At 45.2% G+C, this 24011-nt stretch carries 23 protein-coding genes; 14 read left to right on the top strand and 9 right to left on the bottom strand.

The annotated features are described in order from the left end of the window. Positions 1-62: 62 nt before the first annotated feature. The 3 genes from CWC29_RS23595 to cyaY are packed head-to-tail and all read right to left on the bottom strand — an operon-like array spanning position 63 to position 1990. The gene (locus CWC29_RS23595; RefSeq protein WP_209319064.1) at positions 63-968 is read right to left on the bottom strand and encodes a DUF2914 domain-containing protein; all 906 of its coding nucleotides are present in this window, start codon (positions 966-968) and stop codon (positions 63-65) included. A gap of 45 nt (positions 969-1013) precedes the next feature. Continuing rightward, positions 1014-1670 carry an alpha/beta hydrolase gene (locus tag CWC29_RS17215; RefSeq protein ID WP_138523322.1) on the bottom strand — a complete coding sequence of 219 codons (657 nt, stop codon included), beginning with the start codon at positions 1668-1670 and terminating at the stop codon, positions 1014-1016. Next, positions 1670-1990 (bottom strand): iron donor protein CyaY, encoded by a 321-nt coding sequence (cyaY, locus tag CWC29_RS17210; protein ID WP_010378141.1) that lies wholly within the window; start codon positions 1988-1990, stop codon positions 1670-1672. The genes CWC29_RS17215 and cyaY overlap by 1 nt, the downstream gene beginning before the upstream one ends. 155 nt (positions 1991-2145) lie before the next feature. On the opposite strand from cyaY, the gene lptM reads away from it, so the two are divergent. The 7 genes from lptM to CWC29_RS17175 all read left to right on the top strand — a co-directional run bounded on the left by lptM (position 2146) and on the right by CWC29_RS17175 (position 8378). Further along, on the top strand, positions 2146-2322 hold the full coding sequence (lptM, locus tag CWC29_RS17205; protein WP_010604229.1) for an LPS translocon maturation chaperone LptM: 177 nt from the start codon (positions 2146-2148) through the stop codon (positions 2320-2322). A gap of 1 nt (position 2323) precedes the next feature. Further along, positions 2324-3577, top strand: coding sequence for a diaminopimelate decarboxylase (gene lysA, locus CWC29_RS17200; protein WP_128725270.1), 1254 nt, complete (start codon positions 2324-2326; stop codon positions 3575-3577). 127 nt (positions 3578-3704) lie between these two features. Then, positions 3705-4535 carry a diaminopimelate epimerase gene (dapF, locus tag CWC29_RS17195; RefSeq protein WP_138523324.1) on the top strand — a complete coding sequence of 277 codons (831 nt, stop codon included), beginning with the start codon at positions 3705-3707 and terminating at the stop codon, positions 4533-4535. Beyond that, the gene (locus CWC29_RS17190) at positions 4532-5158 is read left to right on the top strand and encodes a DUF484 family protein (RefSeq protein ID WP_138523326.1); all 627 of its coding nucleotides are present in this window, start codon (positions 4532-4534) and stop codon (positions 5156-5158) included. Before dapF ends, CWC29_RS17190 begins: the two co-directional genes overlap by 4 nt. Further along, positions 5155-6078, top strand: a complete 924-nt coding sequence (locus tag CWC29_RS17185) for a tyrosine recombinase XerC (RefSeq protein ID WP_138523328.1) — start codon at positions 5155-5157, stop codon at positions 6076-6078. The genes CWC29_RS17190 and CWC29_RS17185 overlap by 4 nt, the downstream gene beginning before the upstream one ends. Before the next feature lie 2 nt (positions 6079-6080). After that, positions 6081-6782 carry an HAD-IA family hydrolase gene (locus CWC29_RS17180; protein WP_138523330.1) on the top strand — a complete coding sequence of 234 codons (702 nt, stop codon included), beginning with the start codon at positions 6081-6083 and terminating at the stop codon, positions 6780-6782. Between the two features lie 84 nt (positions 6783-6866). Then, entirely contained in the window at positions 6867-8378 is a 1512-nt protein-coding gene (locus CWC29_RS17175) for a peptide MFS transporter (protein WP_138523332.1), read from the top strand. Between the two features lie 29 nt (positions 8379-8407). Here the strand turns inward: CWC29_RS17175 and CWC29_RS17170 are convergent, their stop codons facing one another. Continuing rightward, positions 8408-9742, bottom strand: coding sequence for a hypothetical protein (locus CWC29_RS17170; RefSeq protein WP_138523334.1), 1335 nt, complete (start codon positions 9740-9742; stop codon positions 8408-8410). A 116-nt stretch (positions 9743-9858) separates the two neighbouring features. Between CWC29_RS17170 and CWC29_RS17165 the strand changes: the two genes are divergently transcribed. Beyond that, positions 9859-10728: a dTDP-4-dehydrorhamnose reductase family protein gene (locus CWC29_RS17165; RefSeq protein ID WP_128725277.1), complete on the top strand. Its 870-nt coding sequence runs from the start codon at positions 9859-9861 to the stop codon at positions 10726-10728. A 3-nt stretch (positions 10729-10731) separates the two neighbouring features. Here CWC29_RS17165 and CWC29_RS17160 read toward each other — a convergent pair whose 3' ends face one another. Further along, positions 10732-11037, bottom strand: coding sequence for a DUF6482 family protein (locus CWC29_RS17160; RefSeq protein ID WP_128725278.1), 306 nt, complete (start codon positions 11035-11037; stop codon positions 10732-10734). An 82-nt stretch (positions 11038-11119) separates the two neighbouring features. Between CWC29_RS17160 and CWC29_RS17155 the strand changes: the two genes are divergently transcribed. Next, complete coding sequence (locus CWC29_RS17155; protein ID WP_138523336.1) at positions 11120-11812, top strand: pseudouridine synthase; 693 nt, start codon at positions 11120-11122, stop codon at positions 11810-11812. Positions 11813-11835: 23 nt separating this feature from the next. Here CWC29_RS17155 and CWC29_RS17150 read toward each other — a convergent pair whose 3' ends face one another. Continuing rightward, on the bottom strand, positions 11836-12222 hold the full coding sequence (locus CWC29_RS17150; protein ID WP_039491002.1) for an MAPEG family protein: 387 nt from the start codon (positions 12220-12222) through the stop codon (positions 11836-11838). A gap of 300 nt (positions 12223-12522) precedes the next feature. On the opposite strand from CWC29_RS17150, the gene CWC29_RS17145 reads away from it, so the two are divergent. Continuing rightward, the gene (locus CWC29_RS17145; protein ID WP_138523338.1) at positions 12523-13392 is read left to right on the top strand and encodes a DMT family transporter; all 870 of its coding nucleotides are present in this window, start codon (positions 12523-12525) and stop codon (positions 13390-13392) included. Here CWC29_RS17145 and CWC29_RS17140 read toward each other — a convergent pair. Both CWC29_RS17140 and CWC29_RS17135 read right to left on the bottom strand, forming a co-directional pair. Next, positions 13379-13693, bottom strand: a complete 315-nt coding sequence (locus CWC29_RS17140; protein WP_010604216.1) for a DMT family transporter — start codon at positions 13691-13693, stop codon at positions 13379-13381. The genes CWC29_RS17145 and CWC29_RS17140 overlap by 14 nt on opposite strands. A 1-nt stretch (position 13694) precedes the next feature. After that, complete coding sequence (locus CWC29_RS17135; protein WP_138523340.1) at positions 13695-15221, bottom strand: bifunctional GNAT family N-acetyltransferase/carbon-nitrogen hydrolase family protein; 1527 nt, start codon at positions 15219-15221, stop codon at positions 13695-13697. A 157-nt stretch (positions 15222-15378) separates the two neighbouring features. On the opposite strand from CWC29_RS17135, the gene CWC29_RS17130 reads away from it, so the two are divergent. Beyond that, a complete protein-coding gene (locus tag CWC29_RS17130) occupies positions 15379-16449 on the top strand; it encodes a GGDEF domain-containing protein (protein ID WP_138523342.1) in 1071 nt (356 codons plus the stop codon). A gap of 27 nt (positions 16450-16476) precedes the next feature. Here the strand turns inward: CWC29_RS17130 and CWC29_RS17125 are convergent, their stop codons facing one another. Further along, a complete protein-coding gene (locus CWC29_RS17125; protein ID WP_138523344.1) occupies positions 16477-18771 on the bottom strand; it encodes a penicillin acylase family protein in 2295 nt (764 codons plus the stop codon). A gap of 195 nt (positions 18772-18966) precedes the next feature. Between CWC29_RS17125 and CWC29_RS17120 the strand changes: the two genes are divergently transcribed. The 3 genes from CWC29_RS17120 (at position 18967) to nadE (ending at position 23943) form a co-directional block, all read left to right on the top strand. Further along, positions 18967-22323 (top strand): ATP-binding protein, encoded by a 3357-nt coding sequence (locus CWC29_RS17120; RefSeq protein WP_138523346.1) that lies wholly within the window; start codon positions 18967-18969, stop codon positions 22321-22323. Between the two features lie 93 nt (positions 22324-22416). Next, positions 22417-23046 (top strand): YceH family protein, encoded by a 630-nt coding sequence (locus tag CWC29_RS17115; protein WP_138523348.1) that lies wholly within the window; start codon positions 22417-22419, stop codon positions 23044-23046. 60 nt (positions 23047-23106) lie between these two features. Beyond that, the gene (gene nadE, locus CWC29_RS17110) at positions 23107-23943 is read left to right on the top strand and encodes an ammonia-dependent NAD(+) synthetase (RefSeq protein WP_128725286.1); all 837 of its coding nucleotides are present in this window, start codon (positions 23107-23109) and stop codon (positions 23941-23943) included. Positions 23944-24011 lie beyond the last annotated feature (68 nt).

Raw genomic sequence — 24011 nt, 5'->3', positions numbered from 1 at the left:
GAGTTAACTATGTGGTGATGGCAGTCAGTCGCGTGCTGCCATACACGATACTGCGAGTAAGATTATTGCTGACTATTATCCACAATGCGGAACGTCTTTTGGGCAAGCAGTTGTCCTGACTGCGTCACCACCTCAACACGCCAATCCCCGGTCTGACTCGGCATGACGTTCTTACTTGAATAAGTACGATAGCGCGCGGCTTGGATCGGCAGCTCCACTTCTGCCATCAACTCGTCTTGATGAAACCACAGGTGCGACACTACTTGATCTTTAAGCGCGTGTACTTCGGTGAAAAAGTAAAGCTTGTCACTAAACTGAGTGGTCGCGATCACATCTTTCAACACGTTCGTTGGTTCGCGGTCATCAATCATAGTAGTGAGTACAGCGCGGCTGATAAATTGCGTGTCGATTTTTGCCCCTAGCGCGACACTGGCTATGCGCGCTTCAGCATCAAATTGATTTTTAGCTTCAGCCCTTGTTTCTGTTTCTGTTTCTGTTTCTGTTTCTGTTTCTGTTTCTGTTTCTGTTTCTGTTTCTGTTTCTGTTTCTGTTTCTGTTTCTTCAGAAGCTTGTTGCTGTTCTTGGTCTAGTGCAATGACTTGAGCGACCTCTATTGAGGTCGTCGCGGCACCAGTAGGGGTGAGCTCGGGCGTCGTTAAAACGGTATCAGGTGAGGTATCCGCACTTAGCTGCTCGCCCTCACGCTCTTCATTAGAGTCTACTGATGCAGGAGAGTCATTCAGCGAAGTATCGGTTTTCGTATTGGTGGCATGCATAGGTACTGCCACTTGGACATCGTCTTCATCTGCGTTAACGTTATCCACGACACCATAAATCCCCGCGGTTGCAATGCCAGCAAACGCTGCCGTTGCCATAAAAATGCGTTTCCAGTGCCATTGATAGGTCACCGCTGAGGGCTTTGAGGGTTGCTTACTCACCGACGTTTTTATGACAATCTTTTGTGACATTGCTTTGCTCCTGTATCTGTCACCAGTACCTTATACCACTTAATATTAATCACTCAGTCTCGTAATTAACCAAGCGCGAATAGCTTTTAATTCTTCAAGACATACCTGATGCTCCATTGGGTAGTCTTGCCAGCTCACTTCATAACCTTGCTGTTGTAACGTGTAAAGTGCATGCTCACCTGCAAACATAGGTACGACAGGATCAGCACTGCCATGCGCCATAAAAATAGTGAGCTCGCTTTGCTGTGCTTCTGCGCTGAGCTTTTCAGGCACACACATATAAGTCGATAGTGCCATGACACCAGCCAATTTAACAGTTAAACGCGGTGCAAGATGGAGCGCAATCACCCCCCCTTGAGAAAATCCAGCTAAGACAATGCGGTTAGCTGGGATACCTTTATCTAGCTCTGCCTGAATTAACGCTTCAACCTGAGCTGATGAGTCTCGCACACCTTGCTCATCCGCTCTTTTATCCAGATCAAATGATTTAATGTCATACCATGCACGCATCAACATGCCACCATTTATGGTGACCGGCTGCTGTGGTGCATGTGGAAAAATAAAGTGTGCACCCAATTCCTCAGGCAGGTTTAACTCAGATGCAATAGGTAAAAAGCCGTTGCCTGAATCACCTAATCCATGGAGCCAAATAATACTCGCTTTATGTTGTCCTTTGGCAGGATAATCTACAAACTCCAACATTAATCGTGCTGCCACTCTATTGCGATATTTGCTTGCTTCGTCGCCGCGTCGCTCATAAATTGCCAAAACTCAGCACCTGAGCGATTATCAATCCACTGATCGCCACGCAGTTCAAAGTGATGACCATTAAACTTAGTCGCCACCCAGACTTGGTGCAATGGTGCTTGTTTGTTAATAACAATTTTGCTCTTGTCAGGGAAAATAATCTCTAGAATTCCCGATGCTGATTCGTAATCTAAATCAGCGTCACAATCATCGATCTGCTCTTCAATAGTCAACATTAGCGCATCGGCTAACTCATGATATTCACTTTCTGTCATCGTGATTTCCTCTTACTGACGCACTGCGGCATGGTGCCTAAGCTTAACTCGCTATTTGAGCAATTTGATGAAGACGAAATTTCAATAGCGAAAAGCTGCTTTTTTTATCAATTCTGTTACTCTGCGATTATAAAGGCACTGACACGAATTATCTAATGAAAGCGACACCTTATAAATTTAGCGTAACGGCACTTGTTTTTACTACTTTAATCGGATTATCGGGTTGCGGTCAAAGCGGTCCGCTTTATTTGCCTGAACAACAGGCTAAAAAATCAAACCAACCGAAAGCAGCACAAGCAAACCAGCCTGAAGCAGAACAACAGGAGCGTTAAAATGGATTATTTCAATTATCAAGATGGCGAACTATTCGCTGAAGATGTCGCCATAACCACTATCGCTGAGCAATATGGCACTCCTTGCTATGTCTACTCGAAGAAGACTTTAGCACGGCACTATCACGCTTTTACGGACGCCGCAGCTGGTCATCCCCACTTAGTGTGCTACGCAGTAAAGGCGAATTCAAATATCGCCGTGCTGAACGTCTTGGCTGAGCTTGGTTCTGGTTTTGATATCGTGTCGAAGGGTGAACTTGCGCGAGTGCTAAAAGCAGGGGGAGATCCTCGAAAAGTCGTTTTTTCTGGTGTTGCGAAAACGGAAGATGAAATCGCGTTTGCACTTGAGACTGGGATTAAATGCTTTAATGTTGAGTCGATTGCGGAGCTTCACCGCATCAGTGAAGTGGCAACCAGACTGGATAAAATTGCGCCAATTTCATTGCGTGTAAACCCAGATATCGATGCAAAAACTCACCCCTATATTTCAACCGGGTTAAAAGAGAACAAATTTGGTATTGATATCAAAGCCGCATTTGATGTTTACCAACTCGCTTATGCCCTACCGGGTTTAAAAGTGGTTGGGATCGACTTCCACATCGGCTCTCAGCTGGTTGAGGTTAATCCATTTTTAGCGGCGTTAGATAAAGTGCTGGCTCTAATCTCTCAACTTGAAAAAGCGGGAATTTACTTGCATCACCTCGATATCGGTGGCGGTCTTGGCGTGCCTTATGACGGTGAAAAACCGCCGCATCCGAGTGCTTATGCTGCAGAGATTAAAGCACGATTGGCGCAGTTCAATGATCTAGAACTCATTTTTGAGCCAGGTCGTGCGATTGCTGCCAATGCCGGTGTGTTGGTGACTAAAGTCGAATTTATTAAGCCAACCGAGCATAAGCATTTTGCCATTGTTGATGCTGGCATGAACGACATGCTGCGCCCATCACTTTATCAGGCTTGGCAAAATATCGTGCCTGTCATACCGCGAGATGATGTTGACGCGATAACTTACGACGTGGTTGGCCCAGTCTGTGAAACGGGTGACTTTCTAGGTAAAGACCGAGTACTTAAAATAAAGGCTGGCGACTTGTTAGTACAGCGCAGCGCAGGCGCTTATGGCTTTACCATGAGTTCAAATTACAACTCTCGCCCCCGCTGTGCGGAGGTCATGGTTGATAACAACCAACACCATCTAATCCGCCAAAGAGAGCCGTTAGAATCTCTGTGGCAATATGAACAACTACTGCCACAATAATCGACTTGGATACATCCTTGGGATGCAAAACAAGGCTTAATGTCAAGCCCGCTTCCCTAGCCGAAGTATCCATGGCAAAGTATTAGTAAAGTGAGGCCATGGTTTTATACCAAAAGATAACCACTCTATGTTTATAAACTTTTCAAAAATGCATGGTTTAGGCAACGACTTTGTGGTGATAGATAATGTCACCCAAAATGTGTTTTTGTCTCGAGACCAAATTAAGAAGTTAGCAGATCGCCACTTTGGAATTGGCTTTGATCAGCTATTGATGGTTGAAGCGCCTTATTCCCCGGACTTAGATTTTCATTACCGTATTTTCAACGCCGATGGTAACGAAGTTGAGCAGTGTGGTAACGGTGCTCGCTGTTTTGCTCGTTTTGTTCGCATGAAGGGCTTAACGAACAAACACAAAGTTTGTGTCTCTACAAAGGGCGGCAATCTCACCCTTTATACCGAAAAAGACGGCCAAGTTACCGTGAATATGGGCAAACCAAACTTTAACCCACAAGCCATTCCATTTCGTGCAAACAAACAAGAAAACACCTATATTTTAAGAGCCGACGAACATACGGTGTTTTGTAGCGCGGTTTCTATGGGCAATCCTCATGGCGTGATTATTGTCGATAGTGTAGAAACCGCTGAGGTAGCGACACTTGGGCCGCTCCTTGAACACCATGAACGTTTCCCACAAAAGGCCAATATTGGCTTTATGGAAGTCGTTTCTCGTGAACACGTTAAGCTACGTGTTTGGGAGCGCGGTGCTGGCGAAACGCTTGCCTGTGGCACAGGAGCATGTGCTGCCGTAGTTGCAGGCATAATGCAAAGCAAGTTAGAAGAAACCGTTAGGGTCGACCTACCAGGTGGCAGTCTTCAAGTACGTTGGGGCGGTCAAGGTCAAGTAGTGAAAATGACCGGGCCGGCGGAGCATGTTTTTGATGGGCAAATCGCAATATGACCATAAAAGAAGCAAATTCGACTGAACAATTAGTCATTGAGTACCTGCGCAAGCATCCTGATTTTTTGCTCAGACACCCTTATGTGCTATTGGATTTGCAGCTACACCACCAGCAGCAAGGGCTCCCAAACCTTGCTTTGCACCAACAGCGGATGCTCCGCGACGAAGTCAACTCACTACAGCAGCAGATCAAAGACATGGTCCATTATGCAAAAGCCAACGAGCTGATTTTCAAGCAATTGAGTGAATGCCAATTGGCTATCATGCGTTGTACAGAGTTGAGTGCAATCAATCATACGTTAGCACAGCGCTTTGAGGACCACCCGGACATCCAAGCATGTAAACTCATCAACATCGATGATACGCTTTTGGAACTAGTGTCAGCTAAACTGAGCAGTAACAACTGCTACTTAGGACGACTCAGCCAGTCACAAGCTGAACTCTTGTTTGCCGGTATTGAAGTGGGCTCGGTGGCACTTTACCGCGTTGATGCGTCGGACCAGGGTCGCTTTATTCTGGCCTTTGCTAGCCGCTCACCAGAACACTTTTCGCCACAACACGACAATATGTTGATCACGGCTTTTATTCAAACATTATCGCTTAAGCTCGAAGCGCTGGCATGAGCCTAACGCCACTACCTGAAGATTGGATGCAACCAGTAACCGCCTTTATGGCACACCTGCGCCACGAAAAGCACTACTCAGAACATACACTCACCCAATACAAAACTCAGCTAATCCAAGCAGCGCAGTATTTTAGTGATCACGCCCCTTCTTGGCTTGAAGTTAGTGGCGAACAAATCCGCCGCTATAGCATGAAGCTTCGCGGCCAAAATTACAGCCCAAGAACCATCAACCTTAAGCTCAGTTGTATTCGAAGCTTATATAAATTTCTCAAGCTCAAGTCACAATCGCAACAGGCTGTCGTCAATCCCGCGAAAGGGATCCGAGGACCTAAGTTTCAAAAACCATTACCAAAGAACCTTGATGTTGACCAAATGGGACAACTTCTTGAAATTCAGGCAGATGATGCGCTTGCTATTCGTGACAAAGCCATGATGGAATTAATGTACTCCAGTGGTTTGCGATTAAGCGAATTGGTTGGCGCTAACCTATTGGATGTCAAAGACGGTGAAATACGCGTGCTTGGTAAAGGCGGCAAGGAGCGTGTTGTGCCTGTCGGCGGCAAAGCGCTAAACGCGCTAGCTGATTGGCTCAAAATAAGGCCGCAATTTGCAACATTGGAAGAGCCTGCGCTTTTTGTGAGTAAATTAAAACGCCGGATCAGTCCTCGCCATGTCCGCGCAAGAATGAAAGAATGGGGCCTGAAACAAGGGGTTAGTACACCTATTCATCCCCATAAACTGAGGCACTCGTTCGCCAGCCACATGCTAGAATCCAGCGGTGACTTACGCGCGGTACAAGAGATGCTTGGACATGCCAGCTTATCAGCCACTCAGGTCTACACCCATTTAGATTTTCAACACTTAGCAAAAGTGTATGATAGCGCTCACCCAAGAGCGAAAAAGCAAAAAGACGAGTAACAATGCGATTCAATAAGCCCATTTCAGACATTGCCGCCATCAGTTTTGATTTAGACGATACGCTATACGACAACAGACCTGTTATCATTGCGGCCGTTAACGCCATGACAAAACACCTGGATGCTATTCCCGAGTGGCAAGCGAAAGGAGAGGCATTCTGGTCTCAATGTCGAAGCGAAGTGCTCAAACAAAACAGTGCGCTTGCAGAAGATGTGACAAAGTGGCGTCAAGTGGCACTTGAGTGGGGCTTCACAGCACTGGGATTTGATGCCGCAACAAGTAAACAGCGCGCACTACAGGCCTATCAAGCCTTTGCCGATGCCCGCAGTAATATCATTGTCAGCGACGCCGTCATCAACCTGCTTGCTCAGTTACGCAGCCAATATCACATCATTGCTATCACTAATGGTAATGTCGAGATAGATAAGTTCAATCTTCGCGATAGTTTTGACTTAGTGCTTCGCGCCGGAATTGATGGCCGCGCCAAACCTCACCCTGAGCTTTACCAGCTTGCCTGCCAGCATTTTAACCTTGCACCACATCAACTTCTGCATGTTGGCGATAGCTTAGATACCGATGTACAAGGAGCACACCGTGCCGGCTGCCCTAGTGTTTGGCTTCGCAATCAATTTGTGCCATACCAGTACAAAGGATTAGCCAACGTGGAAATCGATGACATACAAATGTTAAAAAAGATGATGTAATGTTTCCTTTCATGCGGTTGCATTCGGTGCTTGAATAACGTACTAATATTGACTTCCAAAAAACGATAATAATGGAAGTGAAATATGTCATCACAGGACACAACAAGTGATACAGGCTTTTTTGGTCATCCAAAAGGCCTACAGACTTTGTTTCTCACCGAGATGTGGGAACGAATGAGTTATTATGGCATGCGTGCCATGTTAGTACTTTTCATGACAGCCACCTTACAGCAAGAAGGTCTTGGCTTCACCGTTGCCTCAGCTGCCGCAATATATGGCCTCTATACTGGTTCGGTTTATTTCTTAGGCCTACCGGGAGGCTGGATAGCAGACCGTTTATTAGGTGGCCAACGTGCGGTTTGGTACGGCGGCATTATCATTATGTGCGGCCACATCATTCTTGCCATCCCAAGTCAATTTTCCTTTTTTGTTGGCCTTATCTTTGTTGCCAGTGGAACCGGTTTATTAAAACCCAATATTAGCGCTATGGTTGGCCAGCTTTATAACGATGAAGATAACCGCCGCGACAGTGGCTACGCGATTTACTATATGGGGATCAACCTTGGGTCTGTGATCGGCTATGCGGTATGTGGTTACTTTATGGAAAACGTTGGTTGGCACTGGGCCTTTGGTGCAGCCGCAGTAGGCATGGCAATCGGTTTAGTCAATTATCGCCTAACAGACAAACACATCGCTACCGTTGGTAATGCGCCAACTAACCCAATGACGGGAAGTCAAAGTACTAAAGCTTGGGGGGCGATAGCTATAGTTATTACGGCTGTTGCAGCAATAACGGCAGCGGCGTTTATAGGTGTTTTTGTGATTAATCCTGTAGAGCTCGCAAAATATGTTGCGATTGCTTTTACTGTCACATTCTTTTTGTATTACGGTTATATCTACTTTGGCGGTAATCTTGATGCCGATGAAAAGCGCCGGATGTGGGCACTGTTTTTGGTTTGCGTTGCGTCCACTTGTTTTTGGTCTGGTTTTGAACAAGCAGGCTCATCGCTTAATCTATTTGCCCGCGATTACACCGACAGATTAGTAGGCAATTTTAGTATTCCAACCGCTTGGTTCCAATCAGCCAACGCTTTTTTCATTATCGTGTTATCTCCTTTCTTTGCTGCGCTATGGATTAACTTGGCTAAGCGGATGATCACGCCAACCTATAGCGTGAAATGTGCGATTGGCCTTATCATCATGGCGAGCGGATTTATTGTGATGTTTTTCGCTTCCCAATATGCAGCCCAGGGCCTGCAAGTGGCGCCAATGTGGTTGATCACCACTTACTTTCTGCACACTGTGGGTGAGCTTTGCTTAAGCCCTGTGGCGTTAAGCGCAGTAAGTAAGTTATCTCCCAAGCGTTTTGCAGGGCAAATGATGGGGGTTTTCGTACTGACTTACTCAATTGGTAATATCTTCTCGGGTCTGCTCGCCGGTAGCTTTGATCCGAATAATATCGAAGACTTACCCAACCTGTACCTTCAAATTGCACTATTTACTATCGGTATTGGTGTATTTGTCGGTGTACTTGGCCTAAAAACCAAGCATTGGGAAAAGCAATCTGAAAAGCCGCTGACAGAGCAAACGGCTTAGATAAAATGCAGATGTAGGAGTGATAACTTCTACATCTTCTCAAATTCAGCAGAAACAAGCTGACCATCATAAGATTTGAAATGACCAACCCACTGCTTAGCAGTGACCTCAATTGTGCCGTAAAAGTCCTCAATATCTCCTATCAAAGAGGCTTTGTTTTCAGGGTCTAAATAACGTACTCCATAAAATTCCCAAGGTGAAAGCACGCTTTTCATATCAGCAAGTCCAATTAGATTTGCATTAGATAGTGACCAAGATTCAAGTAGTTTGACCGAAGTCACCTTTCCAAGCTTATTTAATTCAACTAGCTGGTTACAGCCAGTGTAAAACACCGTTTTTGCATCCACGTTCTGCCATTGAGCTAGACTTTGCTGGTGCTGCTTTACAAACTCGTCTATATCACTTTGACCTTTATAACAGCTAAGTGCGACTGGTTTGGTGACATTAAATTCACCAACCTGTAGGCCAGAAAGCTTAGTCTTTGGCTCTTTGGTGTATTTTCCCTCTTGATAAAATGTCGCGCCGGAAAAATCGCTTTTAATAGCTGCTACCATCTTTTCGCTCAATGCAGCATTTGTGATTTCAATGGCTTCGCCTTGAATGTGACTTGCTAGGTTAATGTCGTAAATATTAATGAGATTGGCGAGACTTGAAGGCAACAGATTGAAAGCATATTGATAGCCTACAAACCGATTATTTTCGAATAGCAACGCATGATTTCTGCCAATGGTTGCAAGCTTTTGCCGTGCGTTGAGTGGCCAAACTAATGTAAAACGCCCAACTTTTTTCTCAGCAACAGCATAGGTATCGCCCAACTCAATACCAAAGACTTGTTTTTGGGATATTACCGTATCATCAACTTGCGTTGATTTACGCACAAACGCATTACGGTTTGGGTCTATTTCCACGTTAAAGGTAATTCGTTGAGTTTTACCTGAAAACGATGTGGCGGTTATCATGTCATAGTTTTTAGCGGTGATGACTTCCGAAGTCTCACAGGTAGTCACCGGGTAAGCGACAATACGACCAGAAACATTCACTTCTTTAGAGGTGTCTTTAAGACGCTCTTTAAGCACCACTCTATCTACGATAACACCATGCGGATAAGCTTGCGCTTTAGTCGAAAGCATCTCGAATAGCTTCAACTTTACATCATCGCTCAACTCACCTGCTACTTTTCGAACTTGCCCACTACTTGGGTCTCTGCCTGCAACTGCATAAATTGAGTCAGAACTTTGGGTAAATAACTCTATTGGCTGAGCCGATTCATCAAGCCGACATTCACTTCCTTTCATAAATATCTGTGTTGCATTTACTGATGTAGACAACATGCACATGCTTAACAACTTAACTTTATTATTCATTCTTGTTCCCTGTTTAATTAGTTATCATTTAACTTAACGTAAATCGACACAAACCTGTAGTTTTTCATTCGCCTTTGCTACTGTACTGACTCGTTCAAAAAGGGGTTCCATAATCTATGTCCAAAGTTATGATCACCGGCGCAACCGGCCTGCTTGGCCGCGCACTCTGCCAAGAGCTAAGTAGTACTCACGAGATTCTAGGGTGTGGCTTTAGCCGAGCAGCCGCACCACTTCACAAGCTTGATTTGGCTGACCACAATTCGGTTTTAGATTTCTTAGATAATCATAGCCCTGAGATACTTATTCATGCCGCAGCAGAGCGCAGACCAGAACAATGTGAACAAGACCAAGCGGCAACGCTTGCGCTCAATGTTGCAGCAACCGAGTTCTTAGCCCAAGCCTGCCGCAAAAGAGATATTCGATTTTTCTTTATTAGTACTGACTATGTGTTTGACGGCACCTCAGCACCTTACGTTGAAACAGATATCACTAATCCTGTGAACTTCTACGGCCAAACCAAGCAAGCTGCGGAGCGTGCCATACTGGCGGATAGCGCATTACACACCATAGTACGAGTGCCAGTTTTATACGGCGAGGTAAAAACGCTGGAAGAATCTGCGGTAACCATTATTGCAAAACAGCTGTTAGCCAACCCTGCTTCAAGTCACGACCACTGGGCTACTCGCTACCCAACCCATGTCAGTGATATTGCACTAACGCTCAAAGATATTATCGCACAGCCTAGCCTTGGTGGGATTATTCATATCAGTGGCAATCAAGCATTCACTAAGTATGAAATGGCGCAGGTCATGGCGCAGGCTTTGCAGCTACCGACGCAAGATCTCGTACCGCTGAGCCAACCGAGTGACGATGCCACAAGACCACAAGATTGCGCTCTGAAAGACACAAGGTTGATTGATTTGGGGATTTCTCACCAACGCGATTTTGCCACCGCAATAGCTGAAGTGCTCACAAAACATATATGACGCTTACAGTAGGTCATTACGGCCAAAGGGTACTTCCAGCGTATTATCATCTGCTGATACTGGGTGCCCTATCATTTCGTCATAAGCACTTTGATGCCTAATCACCATTTCTAGGTAGCTAATATCAAGCAGACGTTTTTGAATTTGCAGCGGGTTGTGTGCTTTTAAAAATTCGCCATTTTCTTCCGTGACATAATATTCCACGTTATTAATAAGCACGCTGACTTGATAAAGCGCTAAATCAATGGAATGCACTATTACCTTTTGCAGCGGTTGATGCTGTTTTAACTTTGAAAACGCAATGGCCATTGATAGTCTCCCATGCATAGATCCAAACAGTTTGTTGCCCTACAATACGCGCTGTTATCTCTTTTTGATCATGTGAATGTCTATGTCCTATCCGATGCGTTTGGCTAAATATCTCAGCCACTGCGGTGTTTGCTCTAGGCGACAAGCGTCTCGCCTAATTGATACAGCAAGAGTGACTGTAAATGGCCGCTTGGCCAATCACATAGATCATATCAATTTGACCGATTGCATTATGGTCGATGGTGAACCGGTCGCGCCGCCACAAGCGAGAAGACTCTTTGTTTACCATAAACCTGTTGGTATAGACTGCAAAGTAAACCCAGATGACCCTGCCAGTATCTACCATGTACTACCAGAGTCATGTCGTGTGTATCCAATAGGTCGGTTAGATAAAGACAGTCGAGGATTACTACTCCTCACCAATGATGGGGCACTGTGTCAGCAATTAATCCACCCAGACCATCATCAAGAGAAAGAATATGAGGTGCAAGTTGATAAGCCTCTGGACCCAGATTTTTGCCTTAAAATGGCAGCCGGCGTGCCAGTGAAGGGGCAAATAACCCTGCCCTGTACTGTTGAACAAATCGCTCATGACCGCTTTAAAATAGTGTTACGCCAAGGGCTCAATCGCCAGATTAGAAGAATGGCACATTACTGTGGTTATCGGGTTATCGATTTATACCGAGTGCGTATTGCAAACTTAGCATTGACACAATTGGAGGTTAACTCTACTGAAGTGAAAGAGATTTCAGCAGAGTTAATTCAGTTGACCTAAGTGTGGAGTCACGCAAAGAACGACTACAAACCACACACCACAATAATGGCAATGGCACAGCCAAGTCCGAGCGCCCATACGATAGAACGCAGCACATCAATATTCGCCCAATACAGCACACAATACAGTGCTCGTGCGACAATATGTCCGATGGCTAGCCATTCGACCAGAGGAGTATAGGTTTGGGTGCCGAACGCAACGGCCAAGGCGACAGCAAAAACAGCTAATGATTCAAAGCAGTTTTGATGCGCAGCCAGCGCTCTTGCTCCAAGCCCTGTCAGTTTCTTTTGCTGTTCACGTGGGTGCTTGTTGTCATAGCCCCCTTCTTTGTTCATCGCTACTGCCACAGGAATTTTGGCAAAATAAGGTAGTAAGATGGCAAGAATTGCACAGATGATTAGTATACCCACAAGATACTCCTTCAACCTTTTGATTATTCAACTCAGTAGAGCAGAATAGCGTTAAAAAGAAAAGCCATAAGTGGATACGTGATACCCGAACCTATGGCCCAATCTTGTAGCATCGATCTTAATCATATCGTGATATTGGAAATTAACCATGTGGCAAATTGTCGCGGTACCAAGTCAGTAGTGCAATCTGCTATCACCTTAAATAAATGAATTATTTTCACTATCACGATAATTCATTTATCCAGATAAGCTCCGTTCCGGTATGCTGATTTACATTTGAGCATTGTAGGGACAGTTTTTATGTGGATTTTATTCACCTTGCTAGCTGCTTTTTCTCAGGCTTGGCGAAATGCCTTTCAGAGCAAATTGAGTGAAAGCGCCTCCACAGCCAGTGTCACCCTAGCAAGATTTATTCTAGCCAGTCCACTCGCAGGGTTATATCTATGGAGTCTTTACCTGATTGCTCCCGCAGGGCCACTTGTCATTAGCAATGATTTTCTTGCCTATGTACTGGGGGCCAGTGTCATGCAGATCATCGCGACGGGGTTAATGGTGGTGCTGTTTAAGCAGAGTAATTACGCCATAGGTGCTGGACTTGCGAAGAGTGAGGCACTCGTGGCGGCAATTTTGGGCGTGCTCTTTTTTGGCTCTAGCTTAACTCTACTTGGTTGGCTTGGTGTCTTTATTGGTGCCATCGCGGTGTTGTTATTAAGTGGGTTTAGCCTGCGTGCTTTCAATGGGAAAACCGCACTAGTGGGACTTGCCTGTGGAACAAGCTTCGCGCTCACTTCTCTTTGGGTACGTGAAGCCAGTATCGCATCGGGCCTACCTTTTCCTTACAGTGCAGCCTGGGTGTTATTGTTAGTACTGGTTTGCCAAACTGTGATGTTGAGTATGTATTTGACGATACGCGAAGCACACTCTTGGCGCGTACTGTGGCAACGCCGCAAACTGACGCTGGCCATTAGTGTTAGCAGTTGCATCGGTTCTATAGGCTGGTTTAGCGCAATGAGCCTAGAGCATGTAGCGTACGTAAAAACACTCGGCCAAATCGAAGTGTTTTTCACTTTGCTTATCTCTTTCTTATGGCTCAAAGCACCGGTAAGGAAGCGCGACTCAATGGGGCTCTTCCTCATCGCCATCGCCGCTATTTTGGTTATGCTAACTTAAGTACCACAACCCCACTGATGATAAGTAACACGCCCAAGTAGCGCATAAAACTACTTGGGTCACCGTAGAAAAAGATACCCACTAAGAATGTGCCAGCCGCGCCAATACCCGTCCACACCGCATACGAGGTACCCAGTGGAATTTGTTTTTGTGCCAGCCATAACATCCAACCACTCAAGGCCATAAAACCAACGGCTATCACTATACCTAACCAACGAGTATCGGCTTGCTGAGCCATTTTCAGACCAACGGGCCACCCTATTTCAAACAAGCCAGCCATAATTAAATAAACCCACGCCATACTATTTTTGTTTCAACTCCACAGAATACAGGTCTTTTCTTCGGTCTCGTAAATTACGCACCGTTCCTTCACTATGCAATATTTTGAGTTTATCTAAGTCTAAGTCACTAAATAACAGCATTTCCGTATTTGGTGTTGCTTCGTTGAGTGCGGCATCATGAGGAAAAGCAAAGTCCGATGGCGTCAACACCGCTGACTGGGCGTACTGCACATCTAGGCTTTCTACCTGTGGCAAGTTACCAACGCTTCCTGCGATAACAACGTAGCATTCGTTTTCAACCGCGCGGGCCTGCGCGCAGTGCCTTACCCTTAAATAGCTGTTTTTTGTGTCAGTCCAAAATGGTACAAACAAAATATCCAGCCCTTTTTCAGCCATGATCCGCGATAGCTCTGGAAACTCCACGTCGTAGCATACTTGGATCCCCACTCGGCCCGCATCCGTATCGAACACTTCAATTTTATCGCCACCTTTGATAACCCAATCGTAGTCTTCGTGAGGGGTAATATGAATTTTACGTTGTTCATCCACTTTGCCGGAGCGGTGACACAAGTAACTGACGTTATAAAGTTTATCGCCCTCAAGCAGCGGCATAGAGCCCGTGATAATATTGGCATTGTACTCAATCGCCATTTGCGACATAGCGGCTCTAAACTGCTCTGTATACGTTGCTAATGCTCGGATAGCTTCGGTCTGATTTTTATAGCTTCCAAGGCCCATTAGGGGCGCGTTAAAAAATTCAGGAAACAGGATAAAGTCACTTTGATAATCAGAGACTGTGTCCACAAAATACTCTACCTGTTGCATGAGCTCCTCTACTGATTCCACCCGGCGCATTTGCCACTGTACCGCCCCTACTCTGACAATGGTTTTTTTACTTTCGATCACAGTATCGGTAGGCTCGAAGAGAATGTTATTCCACTCCAACAGCGTCGCATAGCCTTCGGAGTCTTGATCTTCCGGTAGATACTGTTTCAACAATCGCTTTACTTGGAAATCGTTGGCAAGTTGGAAGCTTAGAATGGGGTCGTGTAATTCTTTATGGTCGACTTTGTTTATATACTCCATTGGCGACATACTGCCACGGAATTGCTTATAAAGCGGGATCCGACCACCAGCTAAAATCGCACGTAAGTTGTACTGACGACAAAGCTCTTTACGGGCATCATACAGTCGCCGACCGAGACGCAGACCACGGTGGCTTTTGGCTATCACTACATCAAGTCCGTACAGTGCATCGGCATTACTATCACTGAAGATTCGGCTATGCGCATCAACAATATCTTCATAAGTATGTGGGTTAGAAAAGGTTTGATAGTCAACTTGAACACTCAACGCAATACCCACTATACGATCGCCATCTTTCACGCCGATCTGTCCCTCAGGAAACTGGTCAATCAACCTAAATATCGTATGACTAGGCCAAGCACCACCAAGATCAGGGTAAGCTTCATCCATTAATGACTTGACCTGATCGTAGTCAGACTTTTCTAAGTTACATAGCGTGATCCGCGCTTTTTCTATAGACATATCAACTCCAAAGCTTATGTTATCTACCTATCTCTCACTCTACTACAGCCAACCTTGCTGAATGCTGAGCGAATAAACTGAGCTTAGGCCAAATAGACGGCAAATCACAATAGAGCTTCTATACTTATTTTATTGTGAACACCACAAGAGCTTACGTTTGACTAAATACCACCCTTACAGCAAACCAGACCAAGTAGAAGCATTAAAATTTGCATTATTACGACGCGTGGCTTTGTATTGCATGTGGCTACATGCCGGTCTTATAGGTGTGTTTTGGCATCTAGAGGTGAACATACTCGCTTTGGTCAATGTGTGGAGTGTGCTGATGTGGTACACCGGAATTAAACTCATTGATGCGAGTAAACCCTCTATCGCACTGCGGGTTTTCTGTCTAGAAGTGGCCATACATGCAACACTGGTATGTGCCTACTTAGGTATGTCACTTGGATTTCAATACTACCTCTGGACAGTATCTTGCCTTATGTTGTTAGATTACCAACTCAGGTTACGTAATGCCGTTATTTATTCCGTTGTGTTGATCACACTATTCGCAGCCTTGGAGTTGTTGTTCGGTGATATTGCCTATCAATATCGCTATCAACAGTTGCTCCCGTACGTGCATTTTGCCAACGTACTCATATGCGGTATACCCATGATTTATACGATCAGCCACATACGAAAAATGACGGTGCAACAAAGAGATAAATTAGAAGAACTCGCTGCACACGACCCACTCACACAAATGTTCAACCGCCGCTATGCGCGCGAGCTTATCACTCACGCGAAAGAAAGCTGTATCTCTACTCACTCTCCTTTATGTTTAGTAATGGCGGATATTGACCACTTCAAAAAAATCAATGACACCTTTGGCCATGACAAAGGAGATCAAATCTTAAAAAGCGTGGCCGAAACGATTAAAGCACATATTTACCCTGCGGATATTGCCGTTCGTTGGGGCGGCGAAGAGTTTTTAATCGTGCTGGCACCTTGCTCTTGCGGAGAGGCAATGCAGCGTATGGAAAAGTTACGACGAGCCGTTGAAGCCATAAGCTTTGAAAACGAAATTCTTAAAGTCACCATGAGTTTTGGCGTTGCCAGTTGGGATCCCAGCCAATCTTTTGAGGTCATCATTCAACATGCCGATGCAGCACTTTATGACAGCAAACACTCTGGACGAAACCGGATTACTGCAGCGCCGATTTTGCGCGTATCGGAGGGAGTAAGTTAACTCCCTCATACATTCTATAAATTTATTTTACTTAGAGGAATTAGGTGTGATAACTATCTGATGGGTTATTTTGCTTGGTAACAGAGGAGTATCTCCCCCTTCGGCATAGTCATTAAACCCGGTACGATAAAATGGCGATAACGGATGTCCACTTTGGCCACCAGCAACCGTCAGAATCGCATTTTCTAAGTGACCAGGCTGAGCAATAAAACGCTGTGACGCACCAAATGCTTTACCTTGCACCGCTGGCATAAAGGTATCACCAAAGGCCTGCGTAGTTGGCATATCCAATAACCCACTGAGCATTGGCATTTGTTTGGAGAATGGGTGCTGCACTTTGAGTGCATTCACATCACCCCAACGCCAAGCCGCCATATTACTGCCGTAGCGCTCGCTGAGTTTTTGCTTAGCGAGTTGATATGCTGCCAGCTCGAGTTCATTCCAGCTGCTATGCGCGCCAAGCCAGCTATTTGGCTGCTCATTTAACAGCTGCCAAAGGCCTGGTTCGAAATAACCTTTAACAGATTTCAGCGACAAGCTCTGCGTTTGTAAATATTGCTCTAACGGCGCATATAGAGTGTCTATCAACGCATTACGATAGGCTTTCACTAAAGTGTAGCCAACCGAATCTGCGCAAGCGCAACCCTGCCAATCTTTAAGTAGCCTTAAGTCTTTTTCAAAAGACGTTGAGTCTTGCGTTTGCAATAACTTGACTAAGCGCTCATGCCACGGCGTTAAAAACTTTGCTTGGTTATCCAATTGTAACTGATAAAAATCGGCTTCACTGAACACTTGTTTACTTATCAAACCGTCCCGGATCTGTACTGCACGCGCTCCCGGTGCGTAGCCTCCATCCCCAAAGCGCTGATTATCTTCGGTAGACACAACTCGAGCGTTTGCAGTCCATAACTTACCGCTTTCTGGGTTTTGTACCACCGGGCGAATGCGCTCGTTGTTTTGCCAAGCAGATTCATATTCTTCCTGCTTCAGCGCAGTGTCACGAGTAAACTTGCGAGCGGGAATAGCACCTATCGGCGTCCACGCAGCACTACCTTGACTATCGACTACCACCAAATTTTGGACTGGAATGCCAACATTTTTTGCGTGCGCAGTCGCTTCTCCAACTTCAGAAAACAGCTCAAACTGTAAAAGCTCTAAATTGACTGCATAAGGCTGGTGCGCAACCCAGCTGAGCGCGAACTTTTTATCACCTACCTGTTTTACTGGGCCAAAGGCACTCATTTCCAACTGATAGGTATGCACCTCACCGCTGGGTAACATAATCTCTTCAGCAATCTGCTGTGTTTTGGTGTCGCTATTAAGTTCAACCCAATCGGCAGCATCTAAATAGCCATTCGTAAACCCCCATGCGATGTGATGATTGCTACCAACAACAATAGCAGGTGCACCAGGTAAAGACACACCTGTTACTTGTACCTCTTTGCCTCGCTCCTGATAGTTTAGCTGTGCGCGATACCAAATTGATGGCACGGTTAAGCCCAAATGCATATCGTCCGATAACATTGCTGCTCCCGTTTTCGTTAGCGCACCAGTTACCGCCCAGTTATTACTACCATAAAGTGGTATATCTTCAATATGCGAGGGTTGATGTTGTGCCAGCTGAGGCTCGATAACCGGAATTGCAGCAGTTGGTGCGGTTATTACACTGCCATCCAACGCAGCTTGATGGTGACTGGGCTGCAAAATGAAATCGAGCATACCTTGACCGTACTGCTGCTTAAGAGCTATCAAAGCTTCATCGCGTTCAAAGTTTGCCGTTTGTAGATCTAAATACATACTGAAAATAACCAGCAAACTATCCTCTGGCAGCCAAGGTTTTGGCGTAGCTCCAAGTAACAAATACTCAAAGCTAGTAAATCCAGACTGCGCCCGACCATCATTTACGCCTTGCGTGTAACGTTCAAGCATTAGTTGATATGATTCCGGTAAAGACATCACAATAAGCTTTGCCCGCTTCCTAAACTGATGAAATCGCATGCTTTCATCAAGATTTATTGCTGCTGAGCCGAACAACTCACTCAACTCACCTGCCGCATTACGGCGCAATAAATCCATTTGAAAAAAGCGATCTTGACCATGCGCAAAACCTAAGCCATAAGATGCATCCGCTCGCGAGTCCGCCGACACCACCGCTTGCCCTATCGCATCTCGCGCGATCGTCACGGTACTATCTATCGTGGTAGCACTTCCTTTTCCATCAAGCGCAGGTAAACTCAAAGCTAGCAGACCATAGATAGTGGCAGTCCCTAATAATACGAGTAACAGCAGTACAACAACAATTCGTTTAATCCAAGTAAGCATGGCTATCCTTTCACAATGTATTCAGCGCTAATTTATGTCTAGAAGATATATCATGTCATCAGCCAATAAACCAATATTCTCGACTGTGTCACAGATATAAGGCAATCAGGTTAAAGCGTTTTATTTTAGTCAATTAGATTTCGCTTTGTGAGGACTGAACTATAGTTAAGTCATCATCTTAAACACAGAAGCACCATGATCTCTGAACTATCAACATCACCACTTAAATTTCGCTTTGTAAAATATAGCTTCTGGCTGTTGCTAGTCGTGATCATCGCGGTGGCATGGTATGTTGATCAAGTAAACTATCGCCGCTTAATCGCGATAGAAAAGAGCCGCTCAACTGAGGAAGTAAATGTCTACCGTACCAAAATGGAAGGAATTTTGGCAAAAAATGTTCAGTTGGTCAGAGGGTTAGGTATTGCACTTTCAGATCAGTCAGAGCTATCTCAAGCTCGCTTCGAACAGCTCGCGAGACCACTTTTCGACAGCAGTCAAATTCTGCGAAACATCGGGGCGGCGCCAGGTATGCGGCTCGATTACATCTACCCTTTGAAAGGCAATGAAAAAGCCGTAGGCCTAGACTATCAAACTCATCCCACACAAAAATACGGTGCGTTACTCGCCAAAGAGAGTCGTGAAATCGTGATGGCAGGACCTCTAGAATTGATTCAGGGCGGCACAGGGTTAATTGCTAGAGTTCCTGTCTACACTGAAAAAACTCAGTTCTGGGGACTGCTCTCTGTTGTACTCGATATGGATAACCTCTATCAACAAGCGAACTTTACTGCTCTTGAAAGTCAATATCTCATTGCAATTCAAGGCGTCGATGGCAAAGGCCGAGAGGGAGATTATTTTTACGGCAATCCCGATATTCATGCGCTCGCGCCTATCTCTTTTAAGGTTAACGTCCCCTCAGGTGAGTGGGCGCTTTATGCGGTGCCTCGTATAGGCTGGCATCCAGAAGCAACCGCAGTGTGGCCTTTTCGCCTCGCCATCATCGCACTTATTATTATCGTTGTTGGCGCATTTATCTTTATAAATCAACTCCTATCGCAACTCCAGCGCAATGCGCTGTCGCTTACCAATATGGGTATGCTTGCTGAAGTTGGTGCTTGGGAAATCAACATCAAAACCCGAGATATTATTTGGTCAGACGTCACCCGTAATATTTTTTGCGTACCAAGACAGTTTCAACCTACTTGGATGAACACTACTGAATTTTTTAAAGCCGGTTTGCACAGAAAGCGTTTGCAAGACTGTGTGGATGACTTGATAAAAACAGGCCATGAGTTTGAAGAAGAATTTATCATCCAGACGCACGATATTCGTAAACTTTGGGTGTTGGTGAAAGCGCGCGCTATTCGCCGTGGCAAACGCACTACCCACATTTTTGGTTCGATTCAAAATATTCATAAACGAAAGATGATGGAGATAGAACACGATAAGTTTGCCAAAAACAATGAGCTGCTTGCTTATTTGAGCTCACATGAAGCCATTTTAAATAACCACCTAAATCAGGCCTTATCACTATGCGCAGACGCTTGTAAAAAAGGAGCTGAGGTCAATAGAGTTAGTATTTGGCAGTTTAACGATGATAAAAACTTCTTAATACCCGTGTGTTTTTCGCATGCAACCGCAGATAGTCTTGAACATTTTCCCCCTTGGCGAAAAGCGATAGCGTCTGAGTTCTTTAGTGAAATCGAAAAAGGCCAATTAATCGCAGCTGAGCAAGCAAAAACCCATCCAGCAACGATGGCTCTGACCACAACTTATCTTGAACCTTTTGAAATTAAAGCAATGCTCTGTTGTCCAATCAGCCATAAGAATCAAAACCTAGGCGTACTCTGTGCCGAGTATGACGTCGTGAGCCCTGCTTGGGGCCAAAGCGATATCCGTTTAATAAAATCTATTGCCGCGATGTTAGGTAGCTTATTTATTAATAAGGTACATCAAAAGGCAAAAAATCAAGCCATCATTGACAAAGACTTAGCAGAGCAATCTGCAAAAATGAAAGCTGAGTTTTTAGCTAGCATGAGTCATGAAATACGCACCCCCCTCAATGGTGTGATGGGTATGGTTGAGCTCGTCATGCACTCACAGCTCACTCCGACTCAACACCACCAGCTATCTTTGGCGCATGGCTCAGCGAAATCTTTGCTCACCATCATTAATGATATTCTCGACTTCTCAAAAATCGAGGCTGGTAAACTAACGATAGAGTTTGTCGAGTTCGATCTTATCGAGATGCTAAGTAGTATGTTGTCAGGGTTTGTAAACGCCGCAGATACCAACAATAACCGACTACATATCGATTTATCTGGTATGAAAATCCAGTCCGCGCAAACGGATCCCAACCGCCTCAAACAAATTCTCAATAACTTGTTAAGCAATGCGATTAAATTCACCCATGATGGTTCGGTGACATTAAGTTGTCATACCGAACAAGCGGGCGATCAAACTTGGCTATGGTGCAGTGTGGAAGATACCGGTATTGGCATTTCAAAGGATAAGCTCAATAAAGTGTTTGATTCATTTACCCAAGCTGATTTATCAACTACTCGGCAATATGGTGGCACAGGGCTTGGTCTCACCATTGCAAAGCAGTTATCGCAATTGCTCGGTGGCGACCTACAAGCATTTAGTAAGGAACACGTTGGCAGCACGTTTTCCTGCAATGTGCTTTTGACAGAAGCTAAGCCTATTACCGTGCATGAGAAATCAGACAATTCAACACTATATATCTTAACCGATACCGACGAAGACTACAGTAAACTACTGAAGCCTTGGCATATTACGTGTTTACACATGCAGCAACTTGATATGCTCATGACACAACTACAACAACCATCCTCACATCTTGCTGTTATTTTGGATGCTAAGTTACTCGATGCTGCGCCGCGTAAGATGCAACAAGCTCTCAAAACCCAGCTAGCACAACAACAAATCGTTCATGTGATTGCCTTTGAACAGCAAAGTCGCGAAACGCTCTCGTTATTCTCCTCTTGTGAGCAGATATACTACCCCATTACACCTCATGCAGCGCTTCAGGTTTTCAACTCTGATTATCAAGATCCAGACAAGCCGAAATACGCCAAAACTGACTCATCAAGCGGCACTAACCCCCTGTTAGAATGCTCAATCTTATTGGTAGAAGACAACCGGATAAACCAAACCGTTGCGATGACGATGTTAGAGCGTCTAGGCGCCAAAGTGGTCTGTCAAGAAAATGGGGAGTTAGCACTTGCACACTTACAATCAACTAGCAAATCTTATGATGTGATTTTAATGGATTGCCAGATGCCAGTGATGGATGGTTATCAAGCAGCACAGCAAATCCGCCAAGGTGTTGCTGGAAAAACCCATCAGCATAGCGTGATCGTAGCGCTAACCGCCAATGCGATGCAAGGAGACAGAGAGAAATGCCTTGATGCAGGTATGGATGACTATCTCACCAAACCCATTGACTTTGAAGCACTAAAAGCCAAACTTCTACAAATAAAACCACAGCAAACAACTCAGACGCCTTCGCCTACAGTCCAACAAAGTTAGTTCATGCGCTTTGCTACAGCTAAGATTGGTATTATATTGCTACTATCAAGATGATGTTATTCATCTCATTAGCAACAAAAAATAAGGAAAGTGATGCAATTAGATACTCAAGAGCAACGTGTGCTGGGTAGCTTAATCGAAAAGCAAGTCACCACCCCAGAACAATATCCAATGTCACTCAACGGCCTTACCAATGCGTGCAATCAAAAATCGAATCGCGAGCCGGTGATGGAACTCTCTCAAAATGACGTACTAGACACACTGACCCGCCTACAAGAAAAACGCTTAATTACCTGTGACGAGGCACTGTCAGGTCGCGTCGACAAGTATAGTCAGCGTTTTTGTAACAGTGATTTTGGTCACCTTAAAGTCAACGCAAAACAAAAAGCGATTATCTGTTTATTGTTATTGCGTGGCCCACAAACCCCCGGTGAACTGCGCACCCGCAGCAACCGTCTCGCAGAATTTAGTTCCGTACAAGATGTTGAATCAACATTAAGTGCGATGCAAGAACATGATTATGTGGTTAAGCTCGCCAGAGAGCCTGGAAAACGAGAAAGTCGATATCAACATTTGTTTGGCGATCAAGTAGTTGAACCTGCAGCCACCTCAGCAGAATCTTTAGCAGGCACACAAAATGACAGTGAAATCGAAAGCTTGATTGCAGAAATTGAACAATTAAAGCAAGAACTCGCCACCATCAAAGCACATTTAGGGCTTTAAAAAGCGCGTCAGCACCAACATAATAGAGGTTTGTCGCCCCGATAGTATTGAGGAACCAGTATGCGTGAAGCAATCATGGCCGAAATGAAAGTTCAGCCAATTATTGACCCGGAATTTGAAGTCAAACGACGTGTCTCATTTTTAAAAGCACGATTACAAGCCTCTGGCTGCTTCACTCTTGTGCTTGGCATCAGCGGAGGCGTTGATTCGTCAACCTGTGGACGCCTATGCCAGCTAGCTATCGATGAACTCAATGCTGAGCATGATACTGGGGCTTATAAATTTATTGCTATGCGCTTGCCGTATGGTGTTCAAGCTGATGAAGATGAAGCTCAACTAGCACTTGAGTTTATCCAACCTAGTCAGCGCTTAACAGTCAATATCAAACCTGCAGCTGATGCCATGCACGAGCAGGCGCTCGCTGCTATGGCGGGTGGAAGCATATCACTGCCTTCACAAGCCAGCGTGGATTTTATTAAAGGAAATGTAAAAGCACGCCAGCGCATGGTTGCGCAGTATGAAATCGCTGGCCTGACTCGTGGTTTAGTGGTCGGCACCGATCATAGCGCTGAAAACATCACCGGCTTTTACACCAAGTTTGGTGACGGCGCCTGCGACTTAGCGCCCTTATTTGGCTTGTCAAAGCGCCAAGTTCGCGCACTAGCTGCTTTTCTCGGAGCGCCTGCTGGATTAGTACATAAAGTGCCAACAGCCGATCTTGAGTGCGACCGCCCAGGCCTTTCTGACGAAGAAGCGCTGGGACTAAGCTATGACAATATTGATGACTTTCTTGAAGGTAAGCCCGTTAGTAGCGAAGTGAGCGACAAACTTATTGCCATCTATCAGCGTACACAACACAAGCGTCAACCAATTCCTACGGTATACGACGAACAATAGTATTGTTGGCAGGAGATAACTAGTTAATTATTCATCCTGCCCCCTAACCTCTCAATTCACAAGGTGAT

Origin of the sequence: Pseudoalteromonas galatheae (genome assembly GCF_005886105.2) — a bacterium.
GTDB classification, from domain to species: Bacteria; Pseudomonadota; Gammaproteobacteria; order Enterobacterales; family Alteromonadaceae; genus Pseudoalteromonas; species Pseudoalteromonas galatheae.
Note: the sequence above shows the minus strand (reverse complement) of the source record. Positions and strands in the feature narration are given on the sequence as shown.